Source organism: Klebsiella sp. 28 (assembly GCF_018223905.1).
GTDB classification, from domain to species: domain Bacteria; phylum Pseudomonadota; class Gammaproteobacteria; order Enterobacterales; family Enterobacteriaceae; genus Klebsiella; species Klebsiella pneumoniae.
Genome location: NZ_JAGRQY010000058.1, coordinates 19,068 through 33,971, shown reverse-complemented (window position 1 = coordinate 33,971; position 14,904 = coordinate 19,068). Strand labels below are relative to the sequence as shown.

At 56.6% G+C, this 14,904-nt stretch carries 13 protein-coding genes; 8 read left to right on the top strand and 5 right to left on the bottom strand.

Translation table 11 applies throughout. From position 1 onward, the window contains the following. Positions 1–780: PLP-dependent aminotransferase family protein (locus tag KHQ28_RS10980; protein ID WP_211777600.1), on the bottom strand; the 780-nt coding region annotated here is incomplete at its 3' end. 88 nt (positions 781–868) lie between these two features. On the opposite strand from KHQ28_RS10980, the gene KHQ28_RS10975 reads away from it, so the two are divergent. Next, on the top strand, positions 869–1,483 hold the full coding sequence (locus tag KHQ28_RS10975; protein ID WP_004183194.1) for a YitT family protein: 615 nt from the start codon (positions 869–871) through the stop codon (positions 1,481–1,483). A 44-nt stretch (positions 1,484–1,527) separates the two neighbouring features. Here KHQ28_RS10975 and KHQ28_RS10970 read toward each other — a convergent pair whose 3' ends face one another. After that, positions 1,528–2,355, bottom strand: a complete 828-nt coding sequence (locus KHQ28_RS10970; protein WP_032419342.1) for a nickel/cobalt efflux protein RcnA — start codon at positions 2,353–2,355, stop codon at positions 1,528–1,530. Positions 2,356–2,519: 164 nt separating this feature from the next. Between KHQ28_RS10970 and KHQ28_RS10965 the strand changes: the two genes are divergently transcribed. Then, the gene (locus KHQ28_RS10965) at positions 2,520–2,792 is read left to right on the top strand and encodes a metal/formaldehyde-sensitive transcriptional repressor (protein WP_002891985.1); all 273 of its coding nucleotides are present in this window, start codon (positions 2,520–2,522) and stop codon (positions 2,790–2,792) included. A 34-nt stretch (positions 2,793–2,826) separates the two neighbouring features. On the opposite strand, the gene KHQ28_RS10960 is transcribed toward KHQ28_RS10965, so the two are convergent. Continuing rightward, positions 2,827–4,386, bottom strand: coding sequence for an EAL domain-containing protein (locus KHQ28_RS10960; protein WP_004142709.1), 1,560 nt, complete (start codon positions 4,384–4,386; stop codon positions 2,827–2,829). Positions 4,387–4,619: 233 nt separating this feature from the next. After that, positions 4,620–5,729 carry an ABC transporter ATP-binding protein gene (locus KHQ28_RS10955; protein WP_032419341.1) on the bottom strand — a complete coding sequence of 370 codons (1,110 nt, stop codon included), beginning with the start codon at positions 5,727–5,729 and terminating at the stop codon, positions 4,620–4,622. A gap of 356 nt (positions 5,730–6,085) precedes the next feature. Here KHQ28_RS10955 and KHQ28_RS10950 point away from each other — a divergent pair, with 356 nt between their 5' ends. The 6 genes from KHQ28_RS10950 (at position 6,086) to KHQ28_RS10925 (ending at position 13,226) form a co-directional block, all read left to right on the top strand. After that, positions 6,086–7,318, top strand: a complete 1,233-nt coding sequence (locus KHQ28_RS10950) for a maltodextrin ABC transporter substrate-binding protein (RefSeq protein ID WP_002891991.1) — start codon at positions 6,086–6,088, stop codon at positions 7,316–7,318. Positions 7,319–7,380: 62 nt separating this feature from the next. Next, the gene (locus tag KHQ28_RS10945) at positions 7,381–8,688 is read left to right on the top strand and encodes a carbohydrate ABC transporter permease (protein WP_004177243.1); all 1,308 of its coding nucleotides are present in this window, start codon (positions 7,381–7,383) and stop codon (positions 8,686–8,688) included. A 10-nt stretch (positions 8,689–8,698) separates the two neighbouring features. Continuing rightward, positions 8,699–9,550 (top strand): sugar ABC transporter permease, encoded by an 852-nt coding sequence (locus tag KHQ28_RS10940; RefSeq protein ID WP_000079398.1) that lies wholly within the window; start codon positions 8,699–8,701, stop codon positions 9,548–9,550. Between the two features lie 4 nt (positions 9,551–9,554). After that, positions 9,555–10,757, top strand: a complete 1,203-nt coding sequence (locus tag KHQ28_RS10935) for an arabinogalactan endo-beta-1,4-galactanase (protein ID WP_032419339.1) — start codon at positions 9,555–9,557, stop codon at positions 10,755–10,757. Positions 10,758–10,788: 31 nt separating this feature from the next. Further along, entirely contained in the window at positions 10,789–12,846 is a 2,058-nt protein-coding gene (locus KHQ28_RS10930) for a beta-galactosidase (RefSeq protein WP_032419338.1), read from the top strand. Positions 12,847–12,911: 65 nt separating this feature from the next. Next, positions 12,912–13,226 (top strand): glucose PTS transporter subunit EIIB, encoded by a 315-nt coding sequence (locus KHQ28_RS10925; RefSeq protein WP_002892003.1) that lies wholly within the window; start codon positions 12,912–12,914, stop codon positions 13,224–13,226. A gap of 136 nt (positions 13,227–13,362) precedes the next feature. On the opposite strand, the gene KHQ28_RS10920 is transcribed toward KHQ28_RS10925, so the two are convergent. Continuing rightward, a complete protein-coding gene (locus tag KHQ28_RS10920; RefSeq protein WP_004177240.1) occupies positions 13,363–14,634 on the bottom strand; it encodes a maltoporin in 1,272 nt (423 codons plus the stop codon). Positions 14,635–14,904 lie beyond the last annotated feature (270 nt).

The window sequence follows — 14,904 nt, the reverse complement described above, 5'->3', positions numbered from 1 at the left end:
GGTGGGGGCATCCATACAGCGTCCGGTGGGGTTGTGAAAATCCGGCATCAGCCACGCCAGCCGCGGCGCAGTCTGCGCAATAGTCGCCGCCAGTCCATCGCAGTCCCATCCCTGCTGCGGAAGCGCAACCCCGACGGGGCGGCAGGAGGCGCCCTGAATGGCGCTGATGGCCATCGGATAGGTTGGAGCGTCAATAACCACCCGATCGCCCGGCCCGGTGAACAGGCGCAGGATCAGCGCGAAGGCGCTGAGCGCGCCGTTGACCACCATCACCTCATCGGGCCGCGTCGGCAGACCGCGTTCGCTGTAGCGCCGGGCAATCGCCTCCCGCAGCACCGGCAGCCCCTGCTGGTCATAGCCAGTCTGTGCGAGATAGGGCGGCAGCAGGGTCATAGCGTGCTGGAAGGCCTGATGGACCTCCGGCCCGGCGCTGAGGGCGGCGGTAGAGAGATTAAGCGTAGATGAGATGCCGGCAGGCAGAGGAAGATCGGCGGGGCGTTCCGGCAAAACAATGCGTGACCCGCTCCCCTGGCGGCTGTAGAGAAAGCCCTCCTCCCGCAACTGGCCGAGGGCGCTGGCGATGGTGGTCCGGCTGACGTTCAGGGCCGCCGCCAGCTCGCGCTCGCCGGGCAGGCGCGTTTGCAGCGTCAGGCGACCATCAAGGATCAGCAGGCGGAGCGCTTCCGCCAGCTGGCGCCATAGCGGCGTGCGTGAGCTGGTCTCCTGCCAGTTGCCGAGCAGGCGTACCAGCGATTGGGTTCCAAAGCGTCGGGCTGACATAGCGATCCACTTTTCCAAAACTGGCCATTAATTATCAGTCCATTTTTGCTGATGATGAGGGCATTCGCAATGATGTTGAGGAAAAAATATGCTTCGTCGCCTGCTGCAGTTATATATTGGTCTGGTGCTTTACGGCGTGTCCACGGCGCTCTTCGTGCATGCCAATCTCGGCGCCGATCCGTGGGATGTTTTCCATCTCGGGGTGGCTAAACAGCTGGGTATCAGTTTCGGTACGGTGATTATCCTGACCGGCGCGGCGGTACTGCTGCTGTGGATCCCGATCCGGCAAATGCCGGGGCTCGGCACGGTGAGCAATGTCATCGTGCTGGGACTAGCGGCGGACGCCACGCTGGCCGTCCTGCCGCCGCTGGAGTCGATGGTGGCGCGCAGTGCGCTGCTGGCAGGAGCGATTGTGCTGAACGCTATCGCTACCGGAATGTATATTGGCGCGGGCTTTGGCCCCGGGCCGCGCGATGGCCTGATGACCGGTCTGCATGCTCGCACTGGTTGGTCACTGCGCGGTATCCGGACGGCGATCGAGCTTTCCGTACTGCTGATTGGCTGGCTGCTGGGGGGTAAATTTGGCGTCGGAACCGTCATCTACGCGCTGTCGATTGGGCCGCTGATCCAGCTGTGCCTGCCGTGGTTCAGCCAGCCCGTCAGCCGCAACGCGGTCAGCCCTCCCCGGGAAATAGTCTCCTGAATTAACCCATCGCCCTCTTCATCACGGAGAGGGCTTTTCATCGCTTACAGGCCGCTCAGGCCATGAAGCATCATGTAGATCCCCGCCACAATAATCAGTAAGCCTGAGAACCAGGGCGCCTTGCGCGAGAGGTCGTTAAGCCACGGCCAGCGGCGGGTGGCATGTTTAAGGCTCAGGGCGGCGATGGCCCCGGAAGCCACCAGCGTCAGCGCCAGACCAACGCTAAAGCCCAGCACCAGCGTGGCGCCCAGGGAGAATTTCTTCAGCTGTAAACAGATAAGCAGCACGGTAATGGACGCCGGGCAGGGGATCAGCCCGCCGGTCAGGCCAAACAGTACGATCTGCCCGGTCGTCACCTGGCGGCCATCAAAGCGCCGGTTGATCTCCTGAGCATGAGCCCGCTGATGCGCGTCCTGCCACTCCTCCGCCACCAGCGGCGCGGCGGATGAGGACGCATGGTGATGGTCATGGTGGTGATCATGTTCGTGGTGATGATCATGTTCGTGGTGGTGATCATGGTGCGTGTGGGGCTGCGATTCGCGCCAGGTGCGCCAGAGCATCCAGCAGGCAATCAGCACAATGACAATCCCTGAGACCAGCTGAAACCAGGGTTCAGAGGTTTGGGCGTTCCAGCCGTGGCCAAACCACAGGCCGGCCATGGCGATCAGCCAGACCACTGCCGTATGGGAAACCGTGGCCGCCAGCCCCAGCAGTACCGCCTGTTTTAAGGTTCCTCGCACCGCCACGATAAAGGCGGCCATCATTGTTTTTGAGTGCCCGGGTTCGAGGCCGTGCAGCGCGCCGAGCAGTATTGCGCTGGGTATAAACAGCCAGGCATTGCCCTGCTGCAGAAGGGTAGTGAAATCGTTCATATCGGGATCCTTGCCAAAAGTGCGATTATCCTACTCCCCCCCAGTAGTAAAATACTACCCCCCAGTAGATAAAGCGGCTAATAAAAAGGATCATGGTATGCTGGCAGGCGTTGCTGACCACGCAGGTCGGTAATCCCGGACAGAATGAAACGGTGGATCGTGCAATGTCACATACAGTTCGACACAAAAAGATGTTACTGACCCGGCTGAAGAAAATTCAGGGGCAGAGTACCGCGTTAGAGAAAATGCTTAATCGCGAGCATGAGTGCGCTGAAATATTACAGCAGCTGGCGGCGATCCGCGGCGCGGTCAACGGCATGATGCTGCAGGTTATTCAGGGGCATCTTACCGACCATGTGGTGAAAGAGCCTGACGAGACGCAGCGCGAAGCGGATCTGGAGACGGTGATGCAGGTGATTAAATCCTATCTGAAGTAGCGCCCCCTGACGTTCCGCTCAAGCCACCCGCCGCTTAATGCGCATGGAGGTTATGCTCTGCCCACAGAATGAACTGCTCTTTTGGCAGCGCTTTGCTGTACAGCCACCCCTGGGCGTACTGAACGCCATGCTGGCGCAGCCAGTCGCGCTGGCTTTCGGTTTCCACCCCTTCGGCGACGGTGGCCAGATTGAGCGCTTTGGCCATTTCAATAATGTGCGGCGTCAGCGGCCGGTACTCGAGGGTATCGACAAAAGATTTATCGATTTTCAGCGTGTCGACGTCCAGTTTCTGCAGATAGCTCAGGCTGGAGTAGCCGGTACCGAAATCGTCAATCGAGATCCGATGGCCAGCCTGACGGTAGTGAGCGATCACCGGCATAGTCGTCTCCGGGTCGACAAAACCACGCTCGGTGATTTCAAGGATGATCTGTTCGGCGGCGATCCCCCAGTGCTGTAGCTGATTGTGCAACAACGTCGGCAGGGTGGGCGAGCGTAAATCATCTACCGACAGGTTGATGGAGATGTGCACTTCCGGCCGCTGCCGCAGCCAGGGGCCGAGATCGGCAAAAATTTTCCTGACGATATCTTCCGTCAGCTGCGTGATGAGCCCGGTCTGCTCGGCCAGGGGAATAAAGATATCCGGCGATAAAAAAGTGCCATCGGGCTGCTGCCAGCGGGCCAGGGCCTCAGCCCCGGCAATTTTCCCGTCCTGCAACGAAATAATCGGCTGATAGTGAACCTGAATCGCTTCGGAATTGAGGGCGTCCAGCATGCTGTTGCGCGGTGAGCGCAGGTGCCTTAGCAGACGCAGCAGCAGCCAGGTGGCGAGCAGGCTGGTGAAAATGCCGGCAGGGAGCCAGAAGAACAGCTGCTGTCGAATGCGCTGCTGCAGCGGCAAGGTTGAAGACCAGGTTACGATGCCAGAGCCCAGCTCGGGAATGCGCTGGATCCGGTAGACTGTGTTATCCAGAGTAAGCATATCCACATGCGGATCTTTAATGCGTTGCCAGACTTTCGCCGGCAGCGGCTGACTGCTGATCACCATTTTCTGGTGGTCCAGGCCAAACAGCATGGTATGGATCTTCTCTTCGCTGGCGGGAACGACATCAATAAAGGAGACGGGGTCGATCATCACCATGTGCTGCCGGCTGCCCATGGCCGTCATCTGATGATCGAGGCCAAGATCGTTAATTGAGGTCAGCCAGGTGCGATAGCCGTCGGGGGCAATGTGGTCCGGCGGGGGGAAGGTGACCGCGACGCTATGGTCTTCCAGGGAGGAGCATTGCGGCACGGAATCACGCAGCCAGAGCACTTCCTGAATGTAGCGATGGGTATAGGCGATGCGGCGGAGCGTAAGCAGATGTTCAGGGCTACAGGAGGCGGCGGTGTGTGCGTCAGCCTCTCGTAACGCTTCCCGGGCCTGGTCGGCAACCTGCAGCGTCCGAACGACGATACGGTTGGAATAGTCATCCAGTTCACGATAGAACTGCATTTTGGCCTGCCGCGCCGCCTGCCAGATGCTGAGTGAAATGGGCAGGATGATGGCCAGTATCAGCACTCCTGTAAACAGCGCCATCAGATGCCGGGTCCTCATGCCTGTGTCCTTATCGTTCGCCGGGTGTCATCAGTATATGCGAAAGATAATTCGGGCGCAGCGGGAGAAAACGCGTCGTTTGGGGAAAAAGCCGGCATCACAACAGGCTGCGATGCCGGGAGAGAAGGATGATTCCGATGTAGCAGAATAAAAATGAGGGTGTGAATGCCGGGCAGGGTGTGTTCCGGCATTCAGTCGCAGCATACGCTGCGCAGATGACAGCAATATGTTAGCTAGTGTGCATCCGGCGCCGGGATATCAGCGCTGATGCGCAGGTCATTCTCATCAAACACCATGCAGAAGCGCTCATCGAAAGCCAGATTAATTTTCTGCCAGGGGCGGAAATGGACGTCGCCGGGCAGCAGAACCTTGACGTTGTCGTGGCCGTAGCACTGGCCGAACAGATAGGTATTGTTGCCCAGACGCTCCACCACTTCACATTGAAACTCCACCACGGTACCGGTGGTGACTTCCGGGGTGAGGTGCTCCGGCCGGATCCCCAGCGTCACCGCAGCGCCGGGCTTCAGCGGCTGGGTGGCGATAGTCAGGGCCAGCTGATGGTCCTGCGCGAGGGTGACCGTTAAGCGTTCCGGCTGCCAGTCGCTGACGATAGCCGGCAGAAAGTTCATCTTCGGCGAGCCGATAAAGCCGGCGACGAATTTGTTGACCGGATTGTAATACAGCGCCATCGGCGAACCCATTTGTTCGACCTTTCCGTAGTTCATGACCACGATTTTATCGGCCAGGGTCATCGCTTCCACCTGATCGTGCGTGACATACACCATGGTGGTTTTCAGCTCCTGGTGCAGACGGGCAATATGCAGGCGCATATCGACGCGCAGCTCCGCATCAAGGTTAGAGAGCGGCTCATCGAACATAAATACCCGGGGATTACGCACGATCGCCCGGCCAATGGCCACGCGCTGCCGCTGGCCGCCAGAGAGCTGCTTCGGTTTACGATCCAGCAGGTGCGAGAGCTGCAGCGTTTTAGCCACCATTTCCACCTGGCGACGGATCTCCGTTTTCGGCACTTTATTCACCTTCAGCCCGTAGCCCATGTTCTCTGCCACCGTCATGTGCGGATAGAGCGCATAGGACTGGAAGACCATCGCCACGCCGCGGCGGGCGGGCACGACATCATTCATCACCTCATCGCCGATCAGTACTTCTCCTTCGCTGACCTCTTCCAGCCCGGCAATCATGCGCAGTAGCGTCGATTTTCCACAACCGGAAGGGCCGACGAAGACGGCAAACTCGCCATCTTCAATATCGAGATTGACCTGGTGCAGCGTCACCGTGCTGCCGAACCTTTTGGTGACATTCCTCAGTCGTATATTGGACATCCACATTCCCCGGAGTGAGTAGCTGTTATTTGCCGTTGGCTTATCGCTATGTTGAGTGTGATTTGTATTACGTGTAACAAATCGGTGTGACGATGTTCAACAGCAGTAAAATCATGCCCTGACTATAACTTCCGCGGATTTTGCGCCATACAGGGACGTTTCATTTCTGCAAGGATGATCACACAACTGGCAGCTTATGGTAGTTTTATCAACGATCAAAGCGTAGCGTATAACAAAAGCGAATCAGAACATGTTTTCCATGTAACACGGCAGTTTGAAATGATTTATTTTTCTAACTGGCAGACGGAATTCAAATAAAAACCATTAAATTGTTATACCTTCACATGAGGTTGATAATGAAAAAGAACACGCTTGCTGCACTGATCCTTACCACCCTGGCGGCGGGGCAACTCGCCAGCCTGCAGGCGCATGCCGCCGGGCAGCTCAACGTCTGGGAGGACATTAAAAAATCCGCTGGCATCAAAACCGCGGTTAGCGATTTTGAAAAGCAGTACAACGTGAAGGTCAATCTCCAGGAGATGCCCTACGCCCAGCAACTGGAAAAACTGCGCCTCGACGGCCCGGCGGGCATTGGGCCGGACGTGCTGGTGATCCCGAATGACCAGCTCGGCGGCGCCGTGGTACAGGGACTACTCTCGCCGCTCAGCGTCGATCAGGCGAAACAGGATGCCTTTACGCCAGCCTCCATCAATGCCTTCCGCATGGACAACGCGCTGTATGGGATCCCGAAGGCGGTGGAAACCCTGGTGCTTATCTACAACAAGGACCTGATCGACAAGCCGCTGGACAGCCTGCAGGCCTGGCTGGACTACTCGAAAACCCAGCGCGAGCAGAACAAATACGGCCTGCTCGCCAAGTTTGACCAGATCTATTACAGCTGGGGGGCGATTGGCCCGATGGGCGGCTATATCTTTGCTAAAAACGACAGCGGCGGCTTTAACCCGCAGCAGGTGGGTCTCAATACCCCCGGCGCCGTCGAAGCCGTCACCTTCCTGAAAAAATTCTATGCCGAGAAGGTCTTTCCGGCGGGGATCCTCGGCGATAACGGGCTGAATGCCATCGATTCCCTGTTTACCGAGAAAAAAGCGGCGGCGGTGATCAACGGCCCCTGGGCCTTCCAGCCGTATGAAGCCGCTGGCATTAACTATGGCGTGGCGCCCCTGCCGACCCTGCCGGACGGCAAGCCGATGAGCTCCTTCCTCGGCGTCAAAGGCTATGTAGTATCGACCTGGAGTAAAGACAAAGCGCTGGCGCAACAGTTTATCGAGTTCATCAACCAGCCGCAGTATGTGAAAGCCCGCTATGTCGCCACTGGCGAAATTCCGCCGCTGAAGGCGATGATTGACGATCCGGTGATTAAAAACGACCAAAAGGCCAGCGCCGTCGCCATCCAGTCGGCGCGAGCGGTGGCGATGCCGGGCATTCCCGAGATGGGGGAAGTGTGGGGGCCGGCCAACGCCGCGCTTGAACTGAGCCTCACCGGTAAGCAGGCGCCGCAGGCCGCGCTCGATAACGCGGTGAAACAGATCACGATGCAGATCGAAGCGATGCAGGCCAGCAATCAGTAATTCACCGTCACGTGAAGTCACCGAGCGGGAGGGGGACCTCCCGTTTGTAGAAGGAGTCGAGTGTGAGCATCCATTCCAGCGAAAATTTTAGCGACGCACGCGGGCCCGGGCGCCATGCATGGTGCGGCCTGCTGCTGGCAATCGTGCCGGGTTTCGGTCAGTTTTATCATCGCCAGTGGCTGAAAGGGCTGGTCTTCCTGGTGCTGCTGAGCAGCTTTCTGGGGATTTTTTATGATTTCCTGCGTGAGGGGTTGTGGGGGTTATATACCCTGGGTGAAGAGGTACCGCGGGATAACTCTATCTTCCTGTTAGCCGAGGGGATTATCAGCGTGCTGATCGTCGCTTTCGGCGTGCTGATCTATTTTCTCTCGCTGCGGGATGCGTGGCTCAACGGCAAAAAACGCGATGAGGGGATCGCCCTCAACAGCGTGCGTAAGCAGTACCAGATGCTGCTGAGCGACGGCTTTCCGTACCTGATGATCACCCCGGGCTTTATTCTGCTGGTGTTTGTGGTGATCTTTCCGATTCTGTTCGGTTTCGCCATCGCCTTCACCAACTACAACCTGTACCACACCCCGCCGGCGAAGCTGGTGGACTGGGTGGGGCTGAAAAACTTTATTAATATTTTCACCCTCTCCATCTGGCGCTCCACTTTCCTGGATGTGCTGCAGTGGACCGTGGTGTGGACGCTGCTGGCGACCACCCTGCAGTGTACTGTGGGCGTACTGCTGGCGATTCTGGTGAACCAAAAAGATCTGCGCTTTAAGCCGCTGATCCGCACCATCTTTATTTTGCCGTGGGCGGTGCCGGGGTTTGTCACCATTCTCGTTTTTGCCGGCATGTTCAACGACTCCTTCGGGGTCATCAACAACGCGATCCTGTCCTTTTTTGGCATCAGTCCGAAGGCATGGCTCACCGATCCGTTTTGGACTAAAACGGCGCTGATCATGATGCAGACCTGGCTTGGCTTCCCGTTTGTCTTTGCCATGACCACCGGCGTGTTGCAGGCGATCCCGGACGATCTGTATGAAGCGGCGACGATGGACGGCGCCAGCGCCTTTACCCGTCTGCGCACCATCACCCTGCCGCTGGTGCTGTATGCGATCGCGCCGATCATCATCACCCAGTACACCTTCAACTTTAATAACTTCAATATCATTTACCTGTTCAACAACGGCGGCCCTGCGGTGGCAGGCTCTAACGCCGGCGGGACGGATATTCTGGTGTCGTGGATCTATAAGCTGACGATGTCTTCGTCGCAGTACGCCATCGCGGCGACCATCACGATCCTGCTGTCGATCTTTGTCGTCGGCCTGGCGCTGTGGCAGTTCCGCGCCACCAAATCCTTCAAAAATGACGACATGGCGTAAGGGAAGCAACATGGCTCAATCACCCAGTATTAAACGCGAAAAGTGGATCCGGCTCTCTCTCACCTGGCTGGTGGTTATTCTGGTCTCAGTGGTGATTATCTATCCGCTGGTCTGGACGGTCGGGGCGTCGCTGAACGCCGGCAATAGCCTGCTCAGTACCTCAATCATTCCGGAAAATGTGTCGTTCCAGCACTATGCCGATCTGTTCAATGGCAATGTGAATTACCTCACCTGGTACTGGAACTCGATGAAAATCAGCTTCCTGACCATGGTGCTGACCCTGATTAGCGTTAGCTTTACCGCTTACGCCTTCTCCCGCTTCCGCTTTAAAGGGCGGCAGAACGGGCTGATGCTGTTCCTGCTGCTGCAGATGATCCCGCAGTTTTCCGCGCTGATTGCCATCTTTGTCCTGTCGCAACTGCTTGGCCTGATTAACAGCCATCTGGCGCTGGTGCTGATCTACGTCGGGGGGATGATCCCGATGAATACCTGGCTGATGAAAGGGTATCTCGACGCGATCCCTAAAGACCTGGATGAGTCCGCTCGCATGGACGGCGCCAGCAGCTTTCGCATCTTTATCGAGATCATCATGCCGTTGTCGAGGCCCATCCTCGCGGTGGTGGCGCTGTTCTCGTTCACTGGGCCGCTGGGGGATTTCATCCTCTCCAGCACCATCCTGCGTACCCCGGATAAATACACGCTGCCTATCGGTCTGTATAACCTGGTGGCGCAAAAAATGGGTGCCAGCTACACCACCTACGCGGCGGGGGCGGTGCTGATCGCCGTACCGGTGGCGATCCTCTACCTGGCGCTACAAAAATACTTCGTCTCCGGCCTGACCTCGGGCAGTACTAAAGGATAAGCACATGAAAAGATTCACACCCGCATGGCTTGCGGTTTGTCTGGCATGCAGTTTCTCCACCTCTTCTCTGGCCGCGGACGCGCTTGCAACCCGCGCGTTTCAGGGCATGCCGGCGGACTTTATCAAAGGCGCGGATATCTCCACGCTGCTGGACGCCGAAAAGCACGGGGCGACGTTCTACGATCAGAATAATCAGCGCAAGGATCCGATCGCTATTCTGAAAGAGAACGGCGTCAACTATGTCCGCCTCCGTCTGTGGGTGGATCCGCAATCGGCGAGCGGCGAGGACTATGGCGGTGGGAACAATGATCTGGCCACCACCCTGGCGCTGGCGAAACGGGCGAAAGCCCAGGGGATGAAGCTGTTGCTTGATTTTCACTACAGCGATTTCTGGACCGATCCCGGCAAGCAGTTCAAGCCGAAAGCCTGGGAAAAGATGGATTACCCGCAGCTGAAAACGGCGATTCATGACTATACCCGCGATACCATCGCCCGCTTTAAGCAGGCGGGCGTGCTGCCGGATATGGTGCAGATCGGCAACGAAATCAACGGCGGCATCCTGTGGCCGGAAGGGAAAAGCTGGAGGCAGGGCGGCGGAGAGTTCGACCGGCTGGCTGGCCTGCTGAACGCGGCTATCGCTGGCCTGAAGGAGAACCTGCGCCAGGGCGAGCAGGTGAAAATCATGCTGCATCTGGCCGAAGGGACCAAGAACGATACCTTCCGCTGGTGGTTTGATGAGATCGACAAGCGCCATGTACCGTATGACGTGATTGGTCTGTCGATGTACACCTACTGGAATGGCCCGATCAGCGCCCTGAAGGCCAATATGGATGACATCAGCAAACGCTATAACAAAGACGTCATCGTCGTCGAGGCGGCCTATGCCTATACCCTGGCCAACTGCGATAACGCGGAAAATAGTTTCCAGGCGAAAGAGGAAAAGGATGGGGGATATCCCGCCAGCGTACAGGGGCAATATAACTATATTCACGATTTAATGCAGGCGGTGGTTGATGTGCCAGACCAGCGTGGTAAAGGTATTTTCTATTGGGAGCCTACATGGATTGCCGTGCCGGGAAATACCTGGGCCACCCCGGCGGGGATGAAATATATCCACGACGAGTGGAAAGAGGGTAATGCACGTGAAAATCAGGCGCTATTTGATTGCCAGGGAAAAGTATTGCCGTCGGTAAAAGTTTTTAATTAATTTTTTTGTCGTCTTTTTCAGGAAGTTTATTATGAATAAATTTGCACCTTTACATCCGAAGGTTAGTACGCTGCTGCATGGCGCGGATTATAATCCTGAGCAATGGGAGAATGACCCCGATATTATTGATAAAGACATTGCCATGATGCAGCAGGCAAAATGCAATGTGATGTCGGTGGGAATATTTAGCTGGGCGAAACTGGAGCCACGCGAAGGGGTATTTAATTTCGCCTGGCTGGATATTATCCTCGATAAACTGTATGCCGCCGGCATTCATGTCTTTCTGGCCACGCCGAGCGGCGCGCGTCCGGCGTGGATGTCGCAGCGCTATCCGCAGGTTCTGCGGGTGGGGCGCGATCGGGTGCCGGCCCTGCACGGCGGCCGTCACAACCACTGTATGTCGTCACCGGTCTATCGCGAGAAAACTCTGCAAATCAATACCCTGCTGGCAGAACGTTATTCCTCACACCCGGCGGTGCTGGGCTGGCATATTTCCAACGAATATGGCGGTGAATGCCATTGCGATCTCTGCCAGAACCGTTTTCGCGACTGGCTGAAGGCGCGTTACCAGACCCTGGAGAACCTCAACCAGGCCTGGTGGAGCACCTTCTGGAGTCATACCTATACTGACTGGTCGCAGATTGAATCGCCTGCGCCGCAGGGCGAGATGTCGATCCACGGTCTCAATCTTGACTGGCATCGCTTTAATACCGCTCAGGTGACCGATTTCTGCCGCCATGAAATTGCTCCGCTGAAGGCGGCGAATGCCTCCCTGCCGGTGACTACCAACTTTATGGAGTATTTCTACGATTACGACTACTGGCAGCTGGCGGAGGCGCTGGATTTCATCTCCTGGGACAGCTATCCGATGTGGCACCGCGATAAAGACGAAACCGCGCTGGCCTGCTACACCGCGATGTATCACGACATGATGCGCAGCCTGAAGGGCGGCAAACCGTTTGTGCTGATGGAGTCCACCCCGGGCGCCACCAACTGGCAGCCGACCAGCAAACTGAAGAAGCCGGGAATGCATATTCTTTCCTCGCTACAGGCGGTGGCGCATGGCGCCGACTCGGTGCAGTATTTCCAGTGGCGGAAAAGCCGCGGTTCGGTTGAGAAATTTCACGGCGCAGTGGTCGACCACGTCGGACATATTGATACCCGCATTGGCCGCGAAGTCTGCCAGCTCGGCGAGATCCTCAGCAAGCTGCCGGAGGTGAGAGGCTGTCGCACCGAGGCGAAAGTAGCGATTATCTTCGACCAGCAGAACCGCTGGGCGCTGGATGACGCCCAGGGGCCGCGTAATCTTGGGATGGAATATGAGAAGACGGTCAACGAGCACTACCGCCCGTTCTGGGAGCAGGGCATCGCCGTCGATGTGATTGACGCCGATGTCGATTTAACGCCGTATCAGTTAGTGATTGCCCCGATGTTATATATGGTGCGCGACGGCTTTGCCGGTCGGGCGGAGGCGTTTGTCGCCAACGGCGGCCACCTGGTGACCACCTACTGGACCGGTATCGTCAATGAGTCCGATCTCTGCTATCTCGGCGGCTTCCCGGGCCCGCTGCGCAATCTGCTGGGGATCTGGGCGGAAGAGATCGACTGCCTGAATGACGGCGAGTTTAATCTGGTGCAGGGGCTTGCCGGGAATCAGTGCGGTCTGCAGGGCCCTTATCAGGTGCGCCATCTCTGCGAACTGATCCATATCGAGAGCGCCCAGGCGCTGGCCACCTACCGGGATGATTTTTATGCCGGACGGCCGGCTGTGACGGTGAACGCGTTCGGGAAAGGCAAAGCCTGGCATGTGGCCTCCCGCAACGATTTAGCCTTCCAGCGCGATTTCTTTACCGCCCTGAGCAAGGAGCTGGCCCTGCCGCGGGCGATAGCGACGGAGTTACCACCCGGCGTGGTGGCGACTGCGCGCACCGACGGTGACAACGCATTTATCTTCCTGCAGAACTACAGCGCGCAAAACCATACCCTAACCCTGCCGCAAGGGTATTGGGATTGCCTGACCGACGCGGCGGTATCGGCTCTACTGACCCTGACGGCATGGGATTGCCGTATTCTCCGTCGTCACGCGTAATTTCTTCTTCTCCACGCCTGCTCTGACGAGCAGGCTTTTTTTTTATCTTAAACCTGGAGTTTATTATGGTGAGTTTAAAATCCTTCCTGCACTATTTCTCCCCAGCGCGTCCGGCACAGCCATTAAGCGAGGCGGAAAAACAGCAAATCGAGGCGCTTATTCAGGCCTTTGGTGGCGAAGCGAATATTACGCAAGTGGACGCCTGTATTACCCGTCTGCGGGTTAGCGTTCGCCATCTTGCGGCCGTGGACTCCGAAGCATTACAGCAGCAGGGCGCGCTAGGGGTTATTATTCTTGGTCAGCAGGTGCATGCTATTTTCGGTAAACAGTCCGATGCGCTGCGTCAGCTTCTGGATGAACATTTTGCCGCCCGGAAATAAATAAAACGGGATAACCTGAAAGCAGGTTATCCCGAAAATAAGACAAAGACAGCAGTGGCAATAAAGTTTACCGGAAGATAATTAACAGTCTTACAGCAGGAGATAAAAATAACGTATGAGTCTTAGCCGTGCGCGATTACCACCAGGCCTCAACCTGCACGCCGAAATTCCAGGTATTATTCGCCGTCTGGTCTTCAAACGGTTTACCATCTTCGGAATCATTCAAATATGAAGCAAAAATGCGTAATTCCGGACGTGACATAAAGTCTGGCCCGTCCGCCAGGCCCAACGCAATGGTGTATTTCTCACCGGCCTGTTTGTAGCTGGTGCCATTGTTGTAGCTGTCTTTCTGATAGAAACCGCCGACTTCGCCAATCAGGCGCACGTAGTCGGTGAACTGGTACTGCCCGCGGGCGACCAGCGACAGCATCCGCGTTTTGTCGGTATAGTCGGTAATGTCATCCGCCGAGCCCCAGGTCAGAACGTGGTTGATAGAAAACTTCTCAGTAATCGGGATCAGGCCGGTGTTAATCACGCGATAACCGGTGGCGTCGTTCACGTAGTTCCACATATCGTACCAGCCGCCGCCCTGGGAGACCATGTTCTGCGCCAGGCCTTTGTTGGCGTACTGCAGCACGGTTTTGTTATAGCCGCCCAGCATATCCTGACTGATTTCACCGGTCAGCATGACGCCGTTGTCAGCATCGTACAGTCCGCCGTAGCTATCCTGTTTTTTGGTGGTGTTTGGCATCGCGTAGTCGATACCGAATTCGGTCCACGAGCCCGCCCATGGCTTCCAGCCCGCGTAGCGTAAATCGATATAGTTGATATTGACGTTGCTGTCGCCATCGACGCGATAGTCAACATCGTTGGCATCGCCGCGGATCCAGGCCAGCGAGACGGCGCCCGGGCCGAGGGTGTAGTTTTCCACCCCGGCTCCGGAGCCGGAAATGTTCCAGTATTTGGTATCGATGATATGCAGATCATGGCGCTGGTAGTAACGTTTACCGCCCCAGATCACCGCATTCGGATCGCCAGGGATCAGCCCCTTTATCTGCAGGTTCAACTGACGTAAGCCGAACTGTGCATCATCGTTCAGCGTGGTTTCATTATCGTTAGAGCCGTCGGAGACCATGCTGACCATACTGTCGAGATAGAAGCTGACGTCATCTTTCTTATAGACCTCAGAGCCCAGTTCCAGCTCGCCATAGGTATCCGACTCGTTCCCCAAACGGCCCAGCTTATTTTTTTGCCATTCCGCTTCGCTACCGTCGCCGGAGACCCCAACCCCGGCGCGCATATAGCCATGGAAATCGATCGTTGGGATCGCGGCGGTGGCCGCAAACGCGGAAGGAGCGATTAGCGCAGCGGCTAACGCGACTGAAAGGGCGCGCAGTGTAGTGTTCATCTCTATCCTCTTATTGTTTTGTATTACGTTCACATAACAGGTGTCATAAAATGCCTAAATGTAACTTCAGGCAAATGAGATATGATTATTGTGTGATTAACTGCAAATAATCACGGTGGTTTTTGTTGTGATGGGTGAGATGATTCACAATTCATTGTATTGTGAACGTAATACTTTTATCGCTATTGTTTTGCAGTGAGAGGTGGCGGTGAGCGTTTTTTCAAATGGCCCCTGTTACAATCATGGGATAACAACATAAGGAACCGGACC

Bases quoted from the DNA above. Each gene is read 5' to 3' on its own strand.
- KHQ28_RS10975 (WP_004183194.1), top strand. From the start codon at position 869: ATGCTTCGTCGCCTGCTGCAGTTATATATTGGTCTGGTGCTTTACGGC.
- KHQ28_RS10970 (WP_032419342.1), bottom strand. From the start codon at position 2,355: ATGAACGATTTCACTACCCTTCTGCAGCAGGGCAATGCCTGGCTGTTT.
- KHQ28_RS10965 (WP_002891985.1), top strand. From the start codon at position 2,520: ATGTCACATACAGTTCGACACAAAAAGATGTTACTGACCCGGCTGAAG.
- KHQ28_RS10960 (WP_004142709.1), bottom strand. From the start codon at position 4,386: ATGAGGACCCGGCATCTGATGGCGCTGTTTACAGGAGTGCTGATACTG.
- KHQ28_RS10955 (WP_032419341.1), bottom strand. From the start codon at position 5,729: ATGTCCAATATACGACTGAGGAATGTCACCAAAAGGTTCGGCAGCACG.
- KHQ28_RS10950 (WP_002891991.1), top strand. From the start codon at position 6,086: ATGAAAAAGAACACGCTTGCTGCACTGATCCTTACCACCCTGGCGGCG.
- KHQ28_RS10940 (WP_000079398.1), top strand. From the start codon at position 8,699: ATGGCTCAATCACCCAGTATTAAACGCGAAAAGTGGATCCGGCTCTCT.
- KHQ28_RS10935 (WP_032419339.1), top strand. From the start codon at position 9,555: ATGAAAAGATTCACACCCGCATGGCTTGCGGTTTGTCTGGCATGCAGT.
- KHQ28_RS10930 (WP_032419338.1), top strand. From the start codon at position 10,789: ATGAATAAATTTGCACCTTTACATCCGAAGGTTAGTACGCTGCTGCAT.
- KHQ28_RS10925 (WP_002892003.1), top strand. From the start codon at position 12,912: ATGGTGAGTTTAAAATCCTTCCTGCACTATTTCTCCCCAGCGCGTCCG.
- KHQ28_RS10920 (WP_004177240.1), bottom strand. From the start codon at position 14,634: ATGAACACTACACTGCGCGCCCTTTCAGTCGCGTTAGCCGCTGCGCTA.